Annotated in this window: 17 protein-coding genes and 3 pseudogenes; all 20 read left to right on the forward strand. The window is 47.1% G+C overall.

Going from position 1 to position 21,140, the window contains the following annotated elements:
- On the forward strand, positions 1–660 hold a 660-nt coding region (locus tag Q0537_RS07040; RefSeq protein WP_299226441.1), incomplete at its 5' end, for a hydrogenase maturation protease.
- The gene (locus Q0537_RS07045; protein WP_299226444.1) at positions 644–2,281 is read left to right on the forward strand and encodes a hypothetical protein; all 1,638 of its coding nucleotides are present in this window, start codon (positions 644–646) and stop codon (positions 2,279–2,281) included. The genes Q0537_RS07040 and Q0537_RS07045, both read left to right, overlap by 17 nt.
- Positions 2,282–2,292: 11 nt before the next feature.
- Positions 2,293–2,556: a hypothetical protein gene (locus tag Q0537_RS07050; RefSeq protein WP_299226448.1), complete on the forward strand. Its 264-nt coding sequence runs from the start codon at positions 2,293–2,295 to the stop codon at positions 2,554–2,556.
- A 10-nt stretch (positions 2,557–2,566) separates the two neighbouring features.
- A pseudogene (locus tag Q0537_RS07055) lies at positions 2,567–3,901 on the forward strand (Sua5/YciO/YrdC/YwlC family protein); the annotation flags it as partial.
- A 693-nt stretch (positions 3,902–4,594) separates the two neighbouring features.
- Positions 4,595–4,870, forward strand: a pseudogene (locus tag Q0537_RS07060) (Sua5/YciO/YrdC/YwlC family protein); the annotation flags it as partial.
- 426 nt (positions 4,871–5,296) lie between these two features.
- Positions 5,297–6,685, forward strand: a pseudogene (locus tag Q0537_RS07065) (hypothetical protein); the annotation flags it as partial.
- Between the two features lie 605 nt (positions 6,686–7,290).
- The gene (gene nikR, locus Q0537_RS07070) at positions 7,291–7,722 is read left to right on the forward strand and encodes a nickel-responsive transcriptional regulator NikR (protein ID WP_297996206.1); all 432 of its coding nucleotides are present in this window, start codon (positions 7,291–7,293) and stop codon (positions 7,720–7,722) included.
- 739 nt (positions 7,723–8,461) lie between these two features.
- The gene (gene hypB / locus Q0537_RS07075) at positions 8,462–9,304 is read left to right on the forward strand and encodes a hydrogenase nickel incorporation protein HypB (RefSeq protein ID WP_299226452.1); all 843 of its coding nucleotides are present in this window, start codon (positions 8,462–8,464) and stop codon (positions 9,302–9,304) included.
- Positions 9,304–9,585 (forward strand): HypC/HybG/HupF family hydrogenase formation chaperone, encoded by a 282-nt coding sequence (locus tag Q0537_RS07080; protein WP_299226455.1) that lies wholly within the window; start codon positions 9,304–9,306, stop codon positions 9,583–9,585. Before hypB ends, Q0537_RS07080 begins: the two co-directional genes overlap by 1 nt.
- Before the next feature lie 34 nt (positions 9,586–9,619).
- On the forward strand, positions 9,620–10,717 hold the full coding sequence (gene hypD, locus Q0537_RS07085; protein ID WP_299226458.1) for a hydrogenase formation protein HypD: 1,098 nt from the start codon (positions 9,620–9,622) through the stop codon (positions 10,715–10,717).
- A 184-nt stretch (positions 10,718–10,901) separates the two neighbouring features.
- Positions 10,902–12,086: a hydrogenase expression/formation protein HypE gene (hypE, locus tag Q0537_RS07090; protein WP_299226461.1), complete on the forward strand. Its 1,185-nt coding sequence runs from the start codon at positions 10,902–10,904 to the stop codon at positions 12,084–12,086.
- Positions 12,087–12,194: 108 nt separating this feature from the next.
- Complete coding sequence (locus tag Q0537_RS07095; protein WP_299226464.1) at positions 12,195–12,752, forward strand: hydrogenase maturation nickel metallochaperone HypA; 558 nt, start codon at positions 12,195–12,197, stop codon at positions 12,750–12,752.
- 710 nt (positions 12,753–13,462) lie between these two features.
- A complete protein-coding gene (locus Q0537_RS07100) occupies positions 13,463–14,062 on the forward strand; it encodes a TonB-dependent receptor plug domain-containing protein (RefSeq protein WP_299226467.1) in 600 nt (199 codons plus the stop codon).
- A gap of 46 nt (positions 14,063–14,108) precedes the next feature.
- A complete protein-coding gene (locus tag Q0537_RS07105; RefSeq protein ID WP_299226470.1) occupies positions 14,109–15,536 on the forward strand; it encodes a TonB-dependent receptor in 1,428 nt (475 codons plus the stop codon).
- Positions 15,537–15,563: 27 nt separating this feature from the next.
- Positions 15,564–16,310 carry a DUF4198 domain-containing protein gene (locus Q0537_RS07110; protein ID WP_299226473.1) on the forward strand — a complete coding sequence of 249 codons (747 nt, stop codon included), beginning with the start codon at positions 15,564–15,566 and terminating at the stop codon, positions 16,308–16,310.
- 276 nt (positions 16,311–16,586) lie between these two features.
- Positions 16,587–17,351, forward strand: a complete 765-nt coding sequence (locus Q0537_RS07115) for a hypothetical protein (protein ID WP_299226476.1) — start codon at positions 16,587–16,589, stop codon at positions 17,349–17,351.
- 245 nt (positions 17,352–17,596) lie between these two features.
- Positions 17,597–18,643, forward strand: coding sequence for an ABC transporter substrate-binding protein (locus tag Q0537_RS07120; protein ID WP_299226479.1), 1,047 nt, complete (start codon positions 17,597–17,599; stop codon positions 18,641–18,643).
- A complete protein-coding gene (locus Q0537_RS07125; RefSeq protein WP_291937156.1) occupies positions 18,643–19,623 on the forward strand; it encodes an iron ABC transporter permease in 981 nt (326 codons plus the stop codon). Before Q0537_RS07120 ends, Q0537_RS07125 begins: the two co-directional genes overlap by 1 nt.
- Positions 19,607–20,371, forward strand: a complete 765-nt coding sequence (locus Q0537_RS07130; RefSeq protein ID WP_299226482.1) for an ABC transporter ATP-binding protein — start codon at positions 19,607–19,609, stop codon at positions 20,369–20,371. The genes Q0537_RS07125 and Q0537_RS07130 overlap by 17 nt, the downstream gene beginning before the upstream one ends.
- A gap of 501 nt (positions 20,372–20,872) precedes the next feature.
- Positions 20,873–21,140, forward strand: a 268-nt coding sequence (locus tag Q0537_RS07135) for a hypothetical protein (RefSeq protein WP_299226485.1), incomplete at its 3' end; no start/stop codon positions are given.

Raw genomic sequence — 21,140 nt, forward strand, 5'->3', positions numbered from 1 at the left:
GACTCCTCGCAAAATTCTGCAGGTGAGAATTCTATCTCCGAGCAAAATTTCGCAGCAGCAAATTTAGACCGAAATTCTACTTCAGAACATTCTACAAAGCAGAATTCCGCTTTAAATTCTACTTCACAGAATTCCGTCATAAATTCCGCAGCACAAAGCTCTATCAATGCGGACCCCGTTGCCGAAAATTCCGCCGCGCCGGGCCGGAGCGCGGATCAGGTCCGATTTATCGACGGCGGGACGCTAGCTAGCTTTTTGATGCCTACAATGGCAGAATTTGATGAAATTTTGCTCGTCGATTGCATAGACGCGGACGGCGCAAAGGGCGGCGAGGTGTATTTTTTCGACTACGACGCGATGCCTAAGCAGATCAGTTGGAGCGGTTCGGCGCATGAGGTCGAAATGCTTCAAACCCTGCAGATGATGGATCTTTGCAGCGATCTGCCTCACGTTAAAATTCTAGCGGTCGTGCCGCGGCGCATCGAGGAGGCGAGCTTTAAGCTAAGCTCCGTGATTTTAGAGTCCTCAAAAACCATGGAAAAAACGGCGCTTAAGTACCTATCGGATCTTGGTTTCGCGCATGAAAAAATCGCTGATCTCAGCGCCCAAGATATCGCGGATCGATTTGCAAAAAGGGGGCGAGATGATAGTAGCATATGAGTTTAAATACCTTAATGAAAACGCGCTGATAGCGCACTTTTTGCTGTTTTATGCCCGCAAAAGCACGCTGGAGTTTTGCCTGAAAAAAGAGGCGAGCTTAATAAGCCTTTTCGTGCGCGGCGGCGAGGATGAAATTTTAAAATTTAGCGACGAGGCGATGCCTCTGATTCCAAACTCTATATTTTTGGCAAAATCCTCCGTGCGCGTGGTGGACGAGGACGGTGTCGAAGCAAAAACGCTGAAATTTAACGGCACGTTTGAAGATACCTCCTCGGGCGATTTAAGCAAATTTTTAGAGGATGAAATTTCAAACGCAGCCAGTCAGGCTAAATTTAATAATTTTACCCCGCGAGTGATGAAAGAATACCTCGCTCACGCCGAGCCGTCTCAAAACGAATTCGAAATAATAAGCGGCGCTAGCGTGCTTTATGAGGGGAAATTTGAAGCGGTAAACAGGGAGAATTTTGCCCGCTTGCTGGAGTTTTGCCGCATAAACTTATTTCATGCTCAGCAGGTGCAGATTAAGCGCGGCGGCGCAACTTTCACGCTCAAAGCGGACGTGGATTTTAGCGCCGATTTTTTGATAGCCGCGGGAGTGGGCGCGCTGGATGGGATTTTTGTGAGCGATGAAAAGAGCAAAATCGCGCTCGCAGCCTTCGAAAAGCCGCTCATAAGCCTAAAAACCAATGCGATCTTTAGAAAAAACCACGAGGACGCGCCTAAATTTTTTGACGTAAAGCTTGCGGGCGACATATTCGTGTTTGCGCTGGGGCGCGCTTTGGTAAGCGACGGAATCTATTTTTTAAGCGCAAAATGCGAAAGCGCGGCGCAGAAAGATAAAATTTTTAAGATCGCGCCGCTGCAAAACGGCTTTTTGATCGTGCAAAACGAGGACTTTTTAAGCGACGCTGCAAGCGCTTATTTGAAAAACTCAAAGGATAAAAACTCCGCTCTTTTTGCGCTTACGTGTCGCGAAAAGGGGCTTTTAAATGACCAAAAAAAACGGGTTTTGCGCTGCTTTTTGGGCGTGGATGCGGACGATGAGATAGCAATTTATGGCGAAAGCTCCAAAAAAATTTTACTTAAATTTGATCTGCCGCGCAGTTTTGACGAGCTTAGGGCTCAAATTTGCGCGGACGAAACAGGCACGAAACTGCTTGAAAATTTTAGCGCCAAATTTAACGTAGACGCCGCGAAAATCGATGAAATTTTAAAAAGCGCAAATGCGGGATTTTACGGTATCTTTAGCGTCGCCGCACAGCTTATCTGGGGGCGCGATGCGGCGTTTTTGATTGCCGCTGCGGAGGATTTTGCGGGCGGCAAAGGGGTACGGCTTGATTTTTGCACGGACGAGCGCGGCTGCGTGCAAGCGGATAAAATTTTGCGCTCGGCGATGAGCTATGCGCTCGCAGGCGCCAATGACAAGCTGTTTGCGTTCGGATTTTTCGATAGTTTGGGCTATTTTTTAAGCGATTTGGCGGATGAGCGCAGAGAGGACTTTGACGTTTTGATCTTCGGCGGCGCGATGTTTGGCGGGCGCAAATTTGCGGATTTGATGCTTAAGCTTTGCAAAAATTTTGACGCGAGCTTTAGCGATAGCTTCGCGCTTCAAGCTCGCTAGATTAGGCATATATGCGAATTTTCGGCAAAACTTCAAAGTCTTATCCGCAAAACAGCGAGTTGCGCGGGCATTGCGGTGCCGGTAGTTGCGCCATACAAGCTAAATTTAACGTAGATGAGATCGCGCGAAATTTTAAAAAAGCGGCAAAGGGCGCGGAAGCAAAGGATCAAATTTTATTAAATTTAGAGCACATTTTGCAGCGTCCGGAACGCTTTGTCCGCCCGCCGCGAGCGCATTTTGCTCGCAAAACAGCTCCTGCGTCGCGCAATTTATGAAAGTATGTGTATGAAAGCGGCTAAATTCAAGGTTTTCGGAGCAGTGCAGGGGGTCGGGTTTCGCCCGTTCGTCTATAAGCTTGCCGTGGATTTGGGGCTGAAAGGCGAGGTTTATAACGACGGCGAGGGCGTTAAAATCATCGTTTGCGCAGACCTTTTTGGGGCGCAACAAAGCCCGGTCGATAAAAATTCCACCCCTTTAAATTTAGATCAACCCAATTTTAACGAAAATCAAGCACAGAAAGTATCGTTATCGGCTGCTCGGTCTTTAAATTCTACTGAAGCGGATTCTAACGAGACCGCAAGCTCGTCACTAAATTTTACGGGATCAAATTTAAATCCGAACTCCATTTTTCCGCAAAGCGCACCGAACTTGCCGAATGATTCTGCTTGTTCATCATGCGATTTAGCAAATGATTTAGCAAACCTGCACGATTTGACGAGTTTGTCGCATGATTTGACGGGCGATTCGCAAACCGCAGCGAGCGAGAAATTTTTACCCGACTTATCCGAGCTAAATCTAAACGAGCAGGGCTCTATCTCGCCAGCTTTGTCCGTGCAAAACCTCTGCTCGCAGGATTTGCAAGATTCCAAGCGCGATTTGCAAAATGTCGAGCAAGATCTGCGCGAAGAAGAAATTTTAAAAATTTTCGAACAACGCCTTCACAGCGAGACGCCGCCGCTTTGTCGTATCGATAAAATTATCCGCACCGATCTAAATACGCAAGATTTTACGCAGAATTTTACTGATTTTAAGATCACGCAATCCAAGGAGGGGCGTAAATTTAACCCAATTTTGCCCGATTTTGCGATCTGCGATCAGTGCAAAAAAGAGTTTTACGACTCCCAAAATCCGCGCTTTCACTACCCATTTATCAACTGCACGGATTGCGGTCCGCGCCTTAGTATCATCGTAGCGCTGCCGTACGACCGCGCAAACACCACGATGAGGGCGTTTGAGATGTGCGAGTTCTGCCACGGCGAATACACGGACCCGCTCACGCGCCGCTATCATGCCGAGCCGATCTCCTGCCCGCACTGCGGTCCGCAGCTGTTTTTATGCGGCGTGGGCGGCGAAATTTTATCAAGTGGCGAGGAGGCGATAGCGCGCACGGCAGAGCTTTTACGGCGCGGGCAGATCGGCGCGATCAAGGGGATGGGCGGCTTTCACATCGTCTGCGATGCGACGAACGAGCGCGCGGTACGCATGCTACGAACGCTCAAAAAACGCCCGAGCAAGCCCTTTGCGATCATGTGTCGCGACGCAGCGCAAGCATGGCGCGCAGCGAGCCTAAGTGCGGAGGAAGAGGCGCTGATAGACTGTAACGTCAAGCCGATCGTGATTTTAAAAAAGCGCGAGTTTGTTTGGAGCACAGAGGCTGGCTTTGCGGCGGATTTCGGCGCGCAAAATTTAAAGACGCGAGGCGAAAATTATATATCGTCGAAATTTGCTGGCGAGCAAGAGAATTCGGCGCAAGAGCAGGGCTCTGCGTTACAAAATTTACGCAATTGCGCGGCGCAAAATTTTAGCATGCAAAATATTGGAGTTTGCGCGGAGCAGGGCGGGTTGCATAGTGCGCAAATTTTCAGCAAAACGGCGCGACGCAGTTTTGCCTGCGACGCGGCTACAGGCGATTTGCGGAGCGCAGCAAACAAGCTAGAGCGTGCATCGAATGAGTCTGGTTCGCAGTACGCGGCTAAAAATTTTAACTCGCCGCAAACAACGGGCAGGCTGGAGCCGCAGCGTACAACTAATGATTTAAATTTACAACTCGCAGTTGATAACAGAGACTCTCAATGCGCGGCGAAGAAGCCTGATTCTTGGCTTGCAACGGACGAGTCTATTTCGCAAAATTTGGCGAATATGCAGGGCTTGCGACATGCTGCAAATAAGGCAGATTTGCAGTGCGCGGCGAGCGAGTCGAGTCCGCAACAGACGATAAATTTGCAAGGTTCATGCTCTGCACAGGCGTGCATGGCGGACGCGCGTGGCGCCCATTCCGATAGCGAGGTCGATTTCGTGCGTTTGCCCGCAAGCTTTTCGGCGATTTTTAGAGCAGGCGCGATTTTTATCGCTCCAAGCGTGGCGCCAAACCTTAATAAAATCGGCATTTTCCTAGCCAACACCGGCGTACATCTGCTGCTTTTTGAATACTTTGATCGCCCGATCGTCGCCACAAGTGCCAATATAAGCGGCGAGCCCATTATTTTTAGCAGCGAGGAGCTACGCGAGAAGCTGGGCGGCGTCATCTCGTTTTACCTGGACAATGACCGCGAAATTTTAACGCCGAGCGACGATAGCATCGCCTTCGTGCCGAGATTTGCAAGCCTTGTGCCGAAGTCTGAAGCGGCACAATCAATCTCGCAAAATTCTCGCTCTCCGCAATGCATGCCGTTTGAAAATGGCCAAGCGCTGCAAAAAAACTGCGCCGCAAAGGAGCAAAATTTGCTTCAAAAAGCAGACGTCGTCGCGGCGGAGAAACAAAATGTTTCTCAAAAACTAAGCCATATTGCGAAAGAGGAAGCGACGCAGAGCTCTGGCGCGAGAGGCTTGGGCGCGCAGCGCAATCTTGCGAGCGGGGTTTTTTCATGCGGGGCGGACATGTCGCCGCGCGAGCCTGCAACCAAGCGAGATTTTATGCGTGAGCTTCTGCGAAATCACGCGCTGTTTTTGCGAACATCTCGCGGAATGAACCCGAAAATTTTCCCTAGCAAATTCCAGCTCAAAGGCACTTTCCTGGCGCTCGGAGCGGAGCTTAAAAATCAGTTTGCGATCTACAAAGACGGGCAAATTTTCATCTCGCCCTACATCGGCGATCTAAAAAACGTCGCCACGAATGAGCGATTTTTCGCGCTTTTGGATATGTTTGTGCGCGCCTACGAGCTGAAGTTCGACGCCGTCATCGCAGATCTACACCCGCAGTTTTCGCACACGCGATTTTTCGAGCAGCGCGGATACCCCGTGGTGCGCTACCAGCACCATTTCGCGCATCTAGTGTCGAATCTGGCGCAAAACAATCTGCTGGGTAGCGGCAAAAAATACCTCGGCTTTTGCTTTGACGGCACCGGCTACGGCACGGATGGCACGATCTGGGGCGGTGAGGTGATGGTCTTTGATCCGCGCGGCTACCGACGCGTCGCGAAATTTGACGAGATCGCGCTTATCGGCGGCGAGAACGCGATCAAAAACATCTACAAACTTGCGCTCGCACTCGTGTTTAAATTTAACGCAAAGGACGCTGCGCACGAGTTTTTAGCAAAATTTAACGTAAGCGAAGTCGCAAATTTAGAAAAAATCGCGCCGCGTGCCGTCCGCTCAAGCTCGCTAGGGCGGCTGTTCGATGCGTTTGCTGCGGTCATTTGCGACCTGCGAGCCGTCAGCTTCGACGGCGAAGCGGGCATGCGGTTAGAAAACCTATACATCCATGGCTGCGAGCAGAGCTATAAATTTAGGCTGAAAAAAGCGGGCGAAAATTTTACCCAAAACGCGCCGTATTCCGCTTCGCAGCAGCGCAGCGCCGATGATTTGCGGTATAAAACAGGGCGCGAAGCGGAGCAGGGCGGTTTGAATGTGCAAAATCATAGCGGCGCCAAAAACAGCTGCGTGTTGCGAGGCGATTTTAAAAAGCTCGCGGACGATGCGGCAAGCAAAGACTGGCCTGAGCGGGCGGCTCGAAACATCGCAGGCGGCGGTAAAAAGGATACAAACGTCGCCGCAAATTCTATAAAGCAAGCGCCTGCCCTGAACTTAATAAATTCTGAAAGCAAAAACGCCGCCGATGCGGATCAAATCCCGCAAAACGGAGCTTGCGCACCGAGCTTTGAGGGCGAATGCTACGTGATCGATTACGAAGAGGCGTTTTTGCAGGCTTTGAGCGATGAGCCGCGCTTGGCCGCGACGAAATTTATCAACGGCTTGGCAAACTTCATCGCCGCTTTCGCCGAGGGCGCGGGGCTAGAGGTTGTGCTAAGCGGCGGAGTCTTTCAAAACGCGACGCTTCTAAATCTTACGTGCGCAAAGCTGCGCGAGCGAGGGATAAAATTTCATCTAAACCGCGAGGTCCCGTGCAACGACAGCGGCATCGCCTACGGACAGCTCGCGGCGTATCTAAGAGAAATTTCGCGCTAAGCTCGTCCATAAAAAAAACGCAATTATAGCCGTCAAGCTCGCTCTTTGTAAAATTTATTAGTCTCATCTCGCCGCTAAATTTATGAACTCTGCGCTATGCCGGCACTTTGCGTAAATTCTCAAATTATACGCTACGGGCGATAAAATACACTGCAGCTAGCTTCTCGAAAATCGCAAAATCAGCGAATAAATTTACGTCTTGCTGTCTTTATATGTCGCAGCCGAAATGTTAAAATTTTAAAATTTAACGGCGCGCCGTTGCCTGCCATAGCGTCACGGCGCATTATTATGGCAATCGATGCAAAATTCTACTGCGGCGCACGGCTAGATACTGCGCAAATCCCAAGCCAAGACGCTATTTAGCGCCCGCCTCTTAAATTTGGGCGTAAAATCGCGATGCGGTAGAATTTAAAATAACGTAGCACCGGTAATTCATCGCGCTAGCACTAAAATACAACGCGAAATCGCGAGCAAAATTTCAAAATACGCACGATGCTTTGGAGCTTTAAATTTTAAAAAATAGGTCGAATTAGCGCCCAAAATTCTTACTATTTGAGCGTAATTTCGGTAAAATTACATTCAAAATACGCGAAATAGGGGGAGCTATGAAAAAAGAGGAAAAAGAGGGCGCCGTAAGATTTAGCATTTCGCTGCCGACGAAGCTTTTTGAGGATCTCGATGAGATGGTGCGCGCTAAGCAATACCTAAGCCGCAGCGAGTTTATCCGCGATCTCATACGCGAAAAGATGGTCGAGGGCGTGCTTCACGGAGATGGCGAGGATGATTGCGTGGGCGTGCTTTGCATCGCTTACGATCATCACCAAAGCGATCTGATCGAGCAGCTCGTAGAGATCGAGCACCACGCAAACGTCACCATCATCAGTACCAGCCACTTCCACATCGACGAGCGCCACTGCTTCGAGGAGATCACGATGCGGGATAAAATTTCAAAGATCGAGCGGCTCGGCGCCAAAATCGGCGCGCTAAAAGGGGTGAAATTTTCCAAGCTCGTAAAGGCGGTTATCACCGAAGCGTAGGGCTTTTGCATGTTTTTGAAAACAGCGCGTCGCGTTAAATTTGCGCGCTTCTATTCGTGCGCTTCTAAATTTAAACGCAGGCTGCGCGACTTTTGCAGTTTACGAAGCGCGATTTTGCGGGCGCTTAGTGAAATTTAAAATTTAAACGCAGCGATTGTGTAAGGCAACAAATAAAATTTGTTTAAATTTGCGCGGCGAGTGCGAAATTTTATAAATTTTAATCAAAAGCGCTCTTGCCGCGGGTTTAAATTTACGCATTGGCGCGAGATCGGCACAGCTCGCGACTAAATTTTATAAGGCGCCGCGCTTTCGTGCCGTATTTGTAAAGCCGAGCTAGCGTAAAATCGATATGAAAACGGCCGCCGCGTTGATGTTCGCCACGCCGTAGAGCGCCGGTAAAATCCGCTTGCAAGCCCTGAATTTTGCGCCCCTATCTACAGTGATCTCTAGTTTATTTTGAGCCGTTACGAGCTGCGAGGTCTAAATTTAGAGAGTGCGGCTCTGCAATCTGTAAGCAGGCGATTTGATTTAAAGCAGTGCTTTACTCGTGAGCTTTAAAATTTTGCGTCGAGCCTTCGCAAACAAAGCATGAAATTTAGATAAAACCGAAGCGCATAAATTTCCAAGCCTGTTAAATTTCATAAGATTTCGTATCTTGATATAAAATTTATCAAATTTACGCCATTTAAAGCAAAAACGTGGTATTTTACGCGCAAAATTTATTATCCAAGGAGAAAAAATGTGTAAAGATTGCGGCTGTTCCATCGGCCACACTCACGAAGCGAGCGCCCATTCGCACGCAAATATGACACACGAGCATGTCCATACCCACGCGAACGGCACCGTGTACTCTCACGCTCACGTCCACGAAGCGGGAGTAAATCACGAGCACGACGTGCACGATCACGTTCACGCAAATGCCGCTATTAATGACGCCAAGACGATTGAGGTGATGAGTAAAATTTTAAGCGCAAACGACGAGGAAGCTGCTCACAACAGAGCCCATTTTGACGAAGATAAAATTTTATGTCTAAATTTGATGAGTAGCCCCGGTAGCGGCAAGACGACGCTACTTGAGGCGACTATCAAAAGTGGCAAATTTAAAATTGGCGTCATTGAGGGCGATCTGGAGACTAACCGCGACGCCGATCGCATCATAAAAGCGGGCGCGCAGGCCCATCAGATCAGCACAGGCGAGACCTGCCACTTGGATTCCTTTATGGTTCACGAGGGGCTCCATCATATCGATACTAAAAATTTGGATCTGGTTTTCATAGAAAACGTCGGAAATCTCGTCTGCCCTGCGGCATTCGACGTGGGCGCGCACCTGAACGTAGTACTTCTAAGCGTGCCCGAGGGCAGCGATAAAATCGCAAAATACCCGGTGATATTTCGTCGCGCAGACTGCGTCGTAATCACTAAAACCGCGCTGCTACCGCATTTTGACTTCGATATGGAAGAGGTGGTGCGCGAGGTGCACAAACTTAATCCGAAAGCCGACGTCATCGCTCTTGATAGTAAAAGCGGCGAGGGCGTGGAGAAATGGCTGAAATTCCTACAATACAAGAAGGAATTTCGTTAATGTGCCTTTCAATCCCTTCAAAAATCATCTCGATCGACGAAAATAATTTCGCGACTGTAGAGACTCTGGGCGTGCGCCGCGGCGTGAGCTTGGATCTGCTTCCCGAGCCCGCGGAAGTCGGGGAGTACGTGCTGATCCACGTGGGCTTTGCGATGGAGAAGATCGATACGCAGCGAGCGAAGGAGAGTATCGAAATTTACGAGCAGATCGCAAAGCAGATGAGGGCGGAAGAGGGCTCTGTGTACGAAAGCATGGAGCCGAAAACCGGCGCAGAAAACTAAAACGCTTGCAAACCTGTAAAATTTAAGGTAAATAATGGATCTAATCAAGGATTTTAGGGATAAGGAGCTGATTTTAGCGCTTAGTAAGCTGATAATTTCTAAAAGCAAAAAGCCGCTAAATATTATGGAGATTTGCGGCGGACACACGCACTCGATCATGAAATTCGGCCTTCCGATCCTGGTCGGCGAAAATATTAAATTTATCCACGGCCCCGGTTGTCCGGTGTGCGTGATGCCGCGCAGTCGCATCGACGAGGCGATCAAGCTCGCCGCGATGCCGCAGAGTATCTTTTGCACTCTAGCAGACATGCTTCGAGTTCCTGGCTCTCGCACCAGCTTGCAGAAGCTGCGCGGCGAGGGACACGACATCAGAGCGCTTTATAGCCCGCTTGATTGCATAAAGATCGCGCAGGAAAATCCGCAAAAAACGGTGATATTTTTTGCGATCGGCTTTGAGACGACGACGCCGATGAGCGCCGTGCTGATCGATAAAACGCTAAGCCTGGGGCTAAAAAATCTCTTTTTTCACATCAACCACGTAACGGTGCCCGCTCCCGTACGAGCGATCTTAGACGATGCCGACGTGCAGATAGACGCGTTTTTAGGGCCCAGCCACGTAAGCGTGATCACCGGCGCAAAGGCCTACGAGGGCATAGCGCGCGATTACAAAAAGCCGATCGCCGTAAGCGGATTTGAGCCGCTTGACATAATGGCGGGCGTGTTAAATTTGGTCGAGCAGCAAAATGCCGGCACCTACGAGGTTTTCAACGAATACGAGCGCGTCGTAAAAGAGGGCGGCAACCAAAAAGCGCAAAATTTGATAGATAAATATTTTGAAATTTGTGATTTTCCGTGGCGAGGGCTCGGCGAAATTCCAAAAAGCGGCATGAAGTTACGACCCGAGTACGCGGCTCTGGATGCCAGGGTGCAGTTTGATTGCAGCGTACAGAGCGCTCCCGAGAGCAAGGCCTGTATCTGCGGCGAAATTTTGCGCGGCAAAAAAAGCCCATATGATTGCAAGGTCTTCGGCAAGCACTGCACGCCGCAAAACCCGATAGGATCGTGCATGGTCTCAAGCGAAGGGGCGTGCGCGGCGTACTATAAATACGGCGACGTCAAAAACGCGGGCTAAATTTCGCGCGCGGTATCGCAGAGCGTAAATTTTAAAAATAAGTTATGATTTAAAATTTTAACCGAAGCGAAAACGTCGGGATAAAATTTAATTTGAAATTTTACGCGATGTCGTCCTAGCGGCACGGCTTGTTCGGCTGCAGAATACGGACTTTAAATTTTAAAACCGAGCGAAAAGGAAAAATTTGAACGAAACTATACTTTTAAGCCACGGCGGCGGCGGCGAAGAGATGAATAAGCTCATCAACGAGACGATCTTTGCGGCGTTTGATAATGAAATTTTGCGCGCGAACAACGACAGCGCGATACTAAATTTAGACGCCGGGGCTGGTTTTGACCGCGCGGCAAGCTCTGCTTTGAATTCGGCGGCTAGTTTCGGCAGCGAACTAGCTTTCAGTACCGATAGTTTCGTCGTCACGCCGCTGTTTTTTAACGGCGGCGACATCGGCAAGATCGCCGTTTGCGGCACCGTCAACGACCTTGCGATGGTAGGCGCGAAGCCGCTGTTTTTAAGCTGCGCGCTCATCATCGAGGAAGGGCTTAGCCTAAGCGAGCTGCGACGCATCCTGGACTCAATGGCAAGCACTGCGCGAAACTGCGGCGTTCGTATCGTTTGCGGCGACACAAAGGTCGTGCCGCGCGGCAAATGCGATAAAATTTTCATCAACACTAGCGGCATCGGCCATATTTTGCGACCTGCGCGCGTGCAAAACATCAAAGCGGGCGCAAAAATCCTGCTTAGCGGCGACATCGGGCGGCACGGGGCGGTGATACTCGCAGCGCGCGACGAGATCGCGCTAAGCAGCGAGCTGCAAAGCGACTGCAAACCGCTTTGCGCTGCGGTCGAAAAGCTGATCTCGCAAGGCGTGAAGATCCAAGCGATGCGAGATGCGACGCGCGGCGGACTCAGCGCGGTTTTAAACGAATTTGCAAGCTCCAGCGGGCTTGAATTTTTGGTGCGTGAAGAGGATATCAAAATCAGCGACGAAGTAGTGGGCGTGTGCGAGCTGCTGGGCTTCGAGCCGTACGAGCTCGCAAACGAAGGCACTTTCGTAGCGATCGTAGAAGATGACGCTGAGGCGGATCGGGCGCTTGAGATACTGCGCGAATTTGACGCGAACGCCGCGATCATCGGCGAGGTGCGCGAAGTAGGGTGCAGCGGAGGCGAATTTAAGGACACCTTGACGCCTAAACCTAGCACACATGATGGATCTGTGGGTGCGAGCGACGCGGGCGCGGTATCAGAAAATAGGGCGGGGCAATTTCAAACTCCGCATGCGGCAAAAGGGCGAGTGATTTTGCAAAACGCCTACGGATCGCAGCGATTTTTAGAGCTTCCGAAAGGCGAACTATTGCCGCGGATTTGCTAAATTTGCGTGCAAATTTAGCAAATTTAAGCCTAAATTTCAGAACATGTTTTAAATTTACAACAAAATTTCGTATAGAATACGGCGCAGCCGTAAAATTTAGAGGGAAAAATGCATGAACTATCGATTGTAGCGGATCTTGTGGCGCTATGTGAAAAGGCGTTAAACGCCGAAAAAGCAAAGAAAAAAGGCGCGGCCGAACAGGGCGATAAAAATCGCTTCGACATCGACGATATAGACAAAGAAAATATAGATTTCGCAGATACCGACGCAGGCCTTAAAAATACCGAAAATACGGGCGTTTCGGATACAAACTCAAACGACAAAAGCGGAGATTTTTATAAAAATTTAGGTGCAAATCCACAGGTATCTTACGATGCATTTAGTTCAAAAAGTCCACAGATAAGGGAACTGCACGTAAAAATAGGGCGATTAAGCGGCGTGGAAGCGCATTATCTGCAAAACTGCTATGAAGTCTTTCGCGTAGGCACCGTCTGCGAAAATGCGAATCTCATCATCCATACCCAAGAAATCGTCGTAAAATGCAAAAACTGCGGTTTTAGCGGAGATTTGGCACAGAACGACTTTTCTTGCCCGCACTGCAAAAGCTCCGAAATCAGCGTAATCGATGGCGAAGATATGTATCTAATGCGCCTGGTTATTGAATAAAAGAGGGCACTCATCTTGGCGCGATAGCTTCTCATATTTCAAATTTAAACTCTTGCCATAAGCAAAATTTCATTTCCACCCAATTCAAATATCATCTATTTTGATTCTTACAGAAAACACATTTGTCCTACTGATTTCATTTGAAGTCGCGTTAAATTATCAAATAAGATTGATGTAAAAATTCTTCTAATAAAAACTATTGATAAAAACACCAAATGCGTCAAAAATACATGAAATTATTCATATAATTATACGTTAATTTCGTATTATATTTTTACTTGAAAATTATAGTTTTCAATATAAAATACCTAGAATTATAGTGTTTTTGCTCCAAAAGATTGAAAAATGATGAACTACTGATATATATTTTCCTATTTAATGATTTCTATGTAGTAAACGATTTATAAAAATGAATTTTTTGATTTTATTAATTTTTGCATCATTTCCATAAATTTTATGAACGTATTTGTTTAAATTATAATAAGTTTATTGTATTGCCCTATTTTGTATCTAAATTTGCAACATTAAATTCAATATAAATCATGCTTATATTTTACATTAATTTAATATTGTAGTAGTATTGACAATGATTATCTCATCTGATATAATAACGCGAAAATTTTATCAGATTTTAGGAGTTAAATTTTGAAAGTTTTTACTCTCTCTCTCTCTCTCTCTCTCTCTCTGAAGCTGCAGCCGCCCTACTTTTATTGAGCGCCGCAAATCCAGCCATAGCCGACGAGCAAACTAAGCAAAGCATAAATCTCGGTGAAGTAGAAGTTACCGCAAACAAAATAAGCGAAAATTTAAAGGATGTGCCACAAAGTATCAGCGTCGTAAGCGATACTGAGTTACAAGAGCGCGATGTCAAAAACGTCGAGGAGCTGGTAAAAACTATGCCAAACATTACCGGTGTGGGCGGAATGTATGAGGGCATCAGTACTAGAGGACTCAATCCTTCGATATATACGAGTTCCAACCCCGTCACGGTCTATGTCGGCGGCGTAGCACAAAGCAACAAAGATGCAGCCTATATCCCCGTTACAAATATTGATCACGTCGAGGTTTTGCGAGGTCCTAGCAGTGCGATCTACGGCAAAGACTCAATCGGCGGCATCATTAATATCGTTTTAAAAGAACCGACTAACGAGTGGAGCGGCAGCGTCGGCGCCGAATACGGCTCGCACAAATACATGCTAGGTCTTTTTGAAGCCAGCGGCGCGCTGATTGATGATAAACTATTTTTAGGATTAAACCGGCTCGGCGTCCAAAGAGGACGGCTGGATCATCAACGATCTAAACGGCGATAAAGCCAACGACAAGAAAAATTACAATTTCGGACTAAATTTAAAGATAGTGCCGACCGATCGTTTTACGATTAAAATTTACGGCGATCTTTTTCACCGCCAGGACAACTCGCTCGACGAGCTTTTTATCCCAAAATCGAGATTTGGCAATATCTCAAAAAGCGAAGCCAAGCATATAAACTTAGAAACTCCCGCCCGCGTAAAGCAAACCTCTAGCTCGGGAGCGTTAGATCTAAAATATGAATTTGACAAATTTGACGCGACCTCGGCTACGACCTTTCGTAGAGCCAAAAAAGACGGGCTTTACGACGAGGATTTTGGTAGTAAAATAACCTATCTCGACCCTGATCACTACGGGCTAGTTACATTTTTAAATTCTAAAAATGATACCTTCTCCGAGGAGCTTAGATTTAGTAGCAATGACGAACAAAGCTTCAAATGGGTCGGCGGGCTTTATTACGAAAACGAAAAACAAGTCTTCGGCCCGATCGGCGATCAATACGGTGACGGCGGCGGTAGGACGATAGTCGAGGATTGGCCTTCGGTCAACCGCGCGCAGACGGCATCGGTATTCGGTCAGATCATCTATCCGATCACGAGCAAATTTGATGCGACGCTTGGCGGCAGGTATCAGCAGATCAGAAAGCACACAAAGGTCGATTATTTTTCATACGAGCTGGGGCGCGATCCCGGTGCGCCCGCGTTTTCGATGGATGAGAAAGCGACGTTTAGGACGTTTTTGCCAAAAATCGCACTTGGATACGATATCACCGACGAGCTAAATATTTATGCGATGTATTCGAAGGGCTATCTAGCCGGCGGCTTTAATTTCTACACCACCGGCGGCAGCAGGGAGGATAATAAATTTGACGCACAGACGAGCGATGACTACGAGATTGGCGTAAAGGGTTCGTATGAGAGCTTGAGATTTTCTACCGCGCTATTTTATATGGACATCAAGGGCACGCATATATTTTACACCGACCCCAATAACCCCAACATCTACTCGACCGCAAACGCCGATAAATCAAAATCTATGGGCGTGGAATTTGAAGGTGTCGCAAAAGCGAGCAAGGAGCTTGATATAAATTTAGCCGCGAGTCTGCTAAAGACCAAATACGGAGATTACATCAACAAAGACGGCACGAATAATAAAGGTAATAAAATCGAGAAAAACCCCGAGTATAAGCTCTCTTTGGGCGCGTCATACTACGCTCCGATGGGAATTTATACAAGACTGGACGGAAATATGATAGGCAAGACCTACTTCGATGCTCAAAATAAGCTAGCTCAAAAGAGCTATTTTACGGCGGATGCAAAAGTAGGCTACATAAAAGATGGCTTTGACGTGTATTTTTACGTCAAAAATTTGACCGACAAAGAGTATTTTACGCACATCAGAGATAGAGGCCGTAACGTCCTCGCAACATACGGCAAAGGCAGGACTTTCGGTCTTGGCGTCAGATATAGTTTTTAAAATCAATCAACCCTGAAAGGATATAAAATGAAAAGAAGTTTAGCCGTATTAGCGGTTTTAGGTGCGTTTAGTGTAGCCGGCGCGCATGATTTTTGGCTTGCGGGTCAAAATGACGACAAACTGAGGGTTCAGATCGGATTTGGAGATGGATTTGCCACGTGCGAGCCGATCGATAAGCAGAGGGAGAATAATTTTGAAATACCCGTAGTCATAGATAAAAACGGCAAAAAAATCGAGCTAAAGCGCACGAGCGAAAACTATAAATTTGAGGGCGAAAAGCAGCCAGAAGGCGTCTATATTATTACCGGGCAATATAAACCGACCTTTTGGACCGAGGATAAAAGCGGCAAATGGCATATGGGCGGCACGAAAGACACGGTAAAAGACGCGAAATTTTGCCGCCGCGCCACTATGCTGGCAAAGGGCGTCATCAATACACAGGCGGGCGATCTGATAACCAAGCCGGTAGGCGAGCGCTTAGAGATCGTGCCTTTGGAAAATCCGGCAAATTTCAAAGCCAATAAGCCATTTAAGATCAAAGTCTTGTTTGAGGGCAAACCGCTCGCAGAAACTGCAGTAGAAGGCGCGCCGGATGGATTTTTAGAAGATATGAGCGCGTTTTATGGCATGACCGACGATAAGGGCGAAATCGAAGTCTTGGCTCTAAAGCCCGGACCATGGATACTCAAAGCGAGAAATAAGCTTGCATTTTCGGATCCGAAAAAATGCGACGAAGAGACGATCATCGCGTCTTTTGCTTTTGAGGTAAAATAAAATTCGATCAATTCGATCCTTAAATTTAAAGTCTCTTGCGTTTGAAATTCAAATTTTAAAGCGCGAGGGATTAAATTTTAACTAGAGCATATGCCGATTAGCGGTGGATGACTATCTAGCAAACGCCCTCTTTCGCCAAATGTCGCAAATTCTAAAATCGGCGCGAGACTTCAAAATTTGGATAAATTTAGCAATACGCAGTTTCTAAATTTATCTAAATTTCAAACACCGCAAGTATAATCCGCCATAAAATTTTAAAAATCCAAAGGCAAAAAAATGAAGCGCGATACTTTAAACGCCATAAAATTTCGCGGTATAACCTCTAGCGTTTTGGCAATCTGCACTTATCTGATCATTTGGGTTTGTTGCGAGTTTTTGCATGGCATTACGATGAGCGGGTTTTTCGCTGCCGCAGCCGCAATCGTCGCCGTGATTTTTACTTCGATGATTTTCAAACTCTCGGCAACCAAAATGATCTCGGATATCTCCGCTAGCAAAGTCTTTAGCGCGTATCGCGCTATGTTTTTTGCCTACGTGATATATGCCGCCCTGCTGGGTGCGATGCTATTTTATTCGCTAAATTATATCGGTCTTGATATCTGGGATTACGCCCTTCAGCAAAATGATAGCTCCTTCGAAGGGGCTTTTTATTGCGCAATGGGTGCGCTTTATGCAGGCTTGAAGCATCTATCCGAAATCGGAAAATCTCAAATCATAGCTCTTTGGAGCACCGCAAATATTATGCTAGCGCTCATCGTTCTTTGGAAGCGGGTCGCCACGCTATACTTGCTCGGCAAGGCAAGCGGAAGCAAAATTTTCTATATTTGCGCCGTGATAACTTTAATTTGGGGAGCGCTTCCTAAACTTCTTGAAATATTCCAAGTCGATAAGTCGTGGTATGGCAGCGCGCCTGCCCGTTATGCCGCACTTACGGTAATCCTTTTATCTGAAATTTTAGAACTTATCGCCTGGATTAGGATTAAAGGAATTTCGGGCGCGGAGCTTTGGAATAAAAATTTATGGACGACGCCTGCAAAATAAATCAAAAAGCCAATCGGTTTCGCTGGGTACCGGGCAGTATCCGCTTAGCCTAGATATGAAGGGCAGAAATTTTTACTAGCAAAATTTTTGCGTAAAATCACAAAATTCCGACTTGCAAAAGTATTTGAAATTCCCACGACAAAATGAAATAATTTATATAAAAATTTATCTGGATTTTATGCCGATCGGCTATAATTCCGCTATTCTAACCCCGCATATTTTCGCGGAATTTTCAAGGAGAAAAAATGCTTAAAATTCACTCAATCCTTCTTGGTGCAGCGCTTTGCGCTAGCCTGGCTTTTGCAGATCGTACGATTACCGATCAGCTCGGTCGTAAGGTCACGATCCCAGATCAAGTAAATCGCATCGTCGTGCTACACCACGAAGCGCTCAATGTCTTAAACGAAATCAATGCCCAAGATAAGGTCGTAGGCATCCTAAAAAGCTGGGAGCAGCGCCTAGGCAAAGAGTATAATCGCTTGGCACCGAGTTTTAAAAACCTACCTAATCCGGGCGATATCAAAGATGTCAATTACGAAGCTCTGCTTAGTCTAAAGCCCGATGCGGTCGTAGTGGTCAACTACTTTCCCAAAGAATATATCGCTAAAATGGAGGAGTTAAAAATCCCAGTCGTAGGCATTTCATTTTTCAGCTCTGCACAAGAGGAAAAAGCTAAGCTAAATCCGACCTTTAAAGATGAGCGCGATAGCTTCGCTGCTTACGATGAGGGCTTTTACGAGGGGGTTAAAATTCTAGGCGAACTAAGCAATCACGAAAAGGATGCCGCTGAACTAATAGATTTCGTTAAAAAATCGCAAGCTGATTTAAATGCCAAATTTAGTAATTTTATCGTAGATAAAAGACCTAGAGTTTATATGGCAAATCCCGATCTTACGACCTACGGTAGCGGCAAATATACTGGCGTAATGTTAGCAAGAGCGGGTGCGACGAACGTCGCCGCTGCAGATATAAAGGGCTACAAGCAGGTTTCGCCGGAGCAAATTTTAGCATGGAATCCGCAGATTATCTTAGTGCAAAACCGCTATCCTCAAGTACCTGCCGAACTTAAGGCAAATCCTGCGCTAAAAGGTCTTAGCGCCGTGAAAGAGGATAGAATTTATCTAATGCCCGAATTCGTTAAAGCCTGGGGTCATCCGACTGCCGAAGCAATGGCGCTTGGTGAGGAATGGCTTGCGATGAAACTTTATCCGCAAAATTTTAAGGACGCAAACTTTGATAAAAAAGTAGAGGAATTCTACGAGAAATTTTACCGCGTCAAATATCAAAAATAATGCTGAACCTTATCCTACTTCTTTTTTGGGTAGTGCTGGCGCTAATCTCGCTCGCTAGCGGGCAGTTTCATATCCCACTAGAAGAAATTTTTAAAATTCTCTTTAGCGGAGGCGGCGATGAAGCCGCCAAAAGTGTGATGATGGATGTTAGAATTCCGCGCATTCTACTCTCCAGCCTTTGCGGTGGAGCGCTTGCTATCGCGGGTTTGAGCTTGCAGGCGGTATTTAAAAACCCGCTCGTTGGCCCGCACATCGTAGGCGTTAGCACTGCAGCGGCATTCGGCGGCGCGCTTTGTATTTTGCTAGGATTGAGCGGCTTATGGCTTGCGGGTTTTGCATTTTGCTTCGGGCTTGCAGCACTATTTTTGCTCTATCTTTTGGCGAAATTCGTAGCACGCGCCGATATTTTCTCGCTCATTTTGGCAGGTATAGTCATTAATGGCGTATTTGCCGCACTTACGAGCTTAGTGCAGTATCTAGCAGACGATGAGGAAGTGTTGCCTAATATCGTTTTTTGGCTACTGGGAAGCTTCGTAAGCGCAGGATATGATAAAGTAATTTTGATGTGCGCGATCGCCCTGCCCGCTTCTGCAGTCTTAATCGCGCTAAGATGGCGGTTTAATCTACTCAGCCTAAATGATGATGATTTGCGCGTGCTAGGTGTGGACGTTAAGTTTCTGCGCTGCACGATCCTAGCGCTTTGCACTGCTCTGATCGCCGTACAAGTTAGCGTCAGCGGAAATATCGGCTGGGTAGGTCTTGTAGTGCCGCACGCCACCAGGCTCATCGCGGGCAGCGACCACGTGAAGCTAATGCCTGCCTGCTTCATTGCAGGAGCGATCTTTATGCTGGCAATCGACGATCTATCTCGCTCGCTAAGTAGCGCCGAAATTCCTTTAGGAATTCTATCCGCTCTCATCGGAAGCCCGATCTTTGCCCTACTTCTAAAAAGGAGTGCCAAAAATGCAAAATCTAATTGAGGTAAAAAATGCTGGCTTTTACTACGAGGCGGAAAAATTCTGCTTTCGCAACTTAAACTTCGAGCTTGCCAGCTCTCAAACATTAGCGATTTTGGGCTTAAACGGGCAAGGCAAAAGTACGCTAATGTCGTGTATGATGGGGATTTTGCAGCCTAAAGAAGGCGAGATCGTGCGCAAGGCAAAATTTGCTTTCTTGCCTCAAAGCTTTAACGTCGCGTTTGATTACAGCGTGCTTGACATCGTACTGATGGGGCGGGTACGCGAGATCTCGCTCTTTTCAAAACCGGGCAAAAAGGATATTCAAATCTGCCTTGACGCTCTGGATACGCTAGGCGTCGCCCATCTGCAAAAGCGCAGCTTTAACGCCCTCAGCGGCGGGCAGAGGCAGCTCGTGCTCTTTGCTAGAGCCCTAGCTAGCGGCAGCGACGTGCTGTTTTTGGACGAGCCTGCCAGCGCGCTTGATATCAAAAACCAAGACCGCGTGCTAAGCCTCATCGCAAATCTACGCTCAAATAGCGATGCGAGCATAGTTTTTACCACCCACCAGCCTAACCACGCCCTCGCAGTCGCCGATCGCACACTGATCTTGCGAAATGATCTTAGCTACAACTACGGCGCAAGCAACGAAATTTTAACCGAAGCCGCGCTTAGCTCGCTCTACGGCGTACAGATCAAAACGGCGGAATTTGACGTAGAGGGCGAGCAAATACCCAGCATCACGCAAATTTTCAGCGCGCAGGTGAGGTAGTGCGAGTGGCGCGATAAAGTAGCTCATCAATTGGCGCGAAATTTTAAATCGCGGGATTTTGTCTTAAAATGTCACTTTAAAATTTAGATCTAAATTTCATAGCGGAATTTCGCTTTAAAATTTCGTAATAAAGTTTTGTTTTAGAATTCCTGCCTGGGATTTCATGGCGGAATTCTGCCTCGCAAATTTACAAAATTTTGCTCTAGAATTTCACGGCGAATTCTATTCGACATCGCGCTGATTTTTAAATCCTGCTATGAAAGTATGCTATCGCTTGAGATTTTGAAATTCCACCGCGAAATTCTACCCTGCAAATCCATAGGTGAAATTCCGTTTTAAAATCCCGCGACGGAATTTTATTCTCGCTCTGGTAGAATTCCTGAAATTCCGCAATCTGCAAGCTTGCCGCGACGAAATTTTGAAATTTTAAATTTAGCTGTTTAATTCCTGCTTTACATCGATTTATGTATACTTCGGGATAAATTTTAAAAAGGCTTATGTATGCAAGATCTCGTATCTCAGGCAAGAAAAGAGGGGATGATCAGCACCGGCTTCGATCTGTTTTTATCGGCAGTGCCTGCGACTTTAGTTGCGCTAGATATTGCTACTGGCGGCATGCTAGGGCTTAGCACCAACAAGACAGCTACCTATATCATTGGCGGAATTATTTTTGCTCTTTTGTGTGTTTCGGTATTTTTCAGGCTAAGAGCGCTCCGCAAAATTTCAATGCTTAGCGGCATAAAAGCTGCGGCACTTTACCGCAACTGCG

It is taken from the genome of uncultured Campylobacter sp., from assembly GCF_938017775.1.
Lineage (GTDB): Bacteria > Campylobacterota > Campylobacteria > Campylobacterales > Campylobacteraceae > Campylobacter_B.

Bases quoted from the DNA above. Each gene is read 5' to 3' on its own strand.
- Q0537_RS07130 (WP_299226482.1), top strand. From the start codon at position 19,607: ATGCAAAATCTAATTGAGGTAAAAAATGCTGGCTTTTACTACGAGGCG.
- Q0537_RS07125 (WP_291937156.1), top strand. From the start codon at position 18,643: ATGCTGAACCTTATCCTACTTCTTTTTTGGGTAGTGCTGGCGCTAATC.
- hypD (WP_299226458.1), top strand. From the start codon at position 9,620: ATGGATCTAATCAAGGATTTTAGGGATAAGGAGCTGATTTTAGCGCTT.
- Q0537_RS07120 (WP_299226479.1), top strand. From the start codon at position 17,597: ATGCTTAAAATTCACTCAATCCTTCTTGGTGCAGCGCTTTGCGCTAGC.
- hypB (WP_299226452.1), top strand. From the start codon at position 8,462: ATGTGTAAAGATTGCGGCTGTTCCATCGGCCACACTCACGAAGCGAGC.
- Q0537_RS07080 (WP_299226455.1), top strand. From the start codon at position 9,304: ATGTGCCTTTCAATCCCTTCAAAAATCATCTCGATCGACGAAAATAAT.
- nikR (WP_297996206.1), top strand. From the start codon at position 7,291: ATGAAAAAAGAGGAAAAAGAGGGCGCCGTAAGATTTAGCATTTCGCTG.
- Q0537_RS07115 (WP_299226476.1), top strand. From the start codon at position 16,587: ATGAAGCGCGATACTTTAAACGCCATAAAATTTCGCGGTATAACCTCT.
- Q0537_RS07045 (WP_299226444.1), top strand. From the start codon at position 644: ATGATAGTAGCATATGAGTTTAAATACCTTAATGAAAACGCGCTGATA.
- Q0537_RS07050 (WP_299226448.1), top strand. From the start codon at position 2,293: ATGCGAATTTTCGGCAAAACTTCAAAGTCTTATCCGCAAAACAGCGAG.
- Q0537_RS07095 (WP_299226464.1), top strand. From the start codon at position 12,195: ATGCATGAACTATCGATTGTAGCGGATCTTGTGGCGCTATGTGAAAAG.
- Q0537_RS07110 (WP_299226473.1), top strand. From the start codon at position 15,564: ATGAAAAGAAGTTTAGCCGTATTAGCGGTTTTAGGTGCGTTTAGTGTA.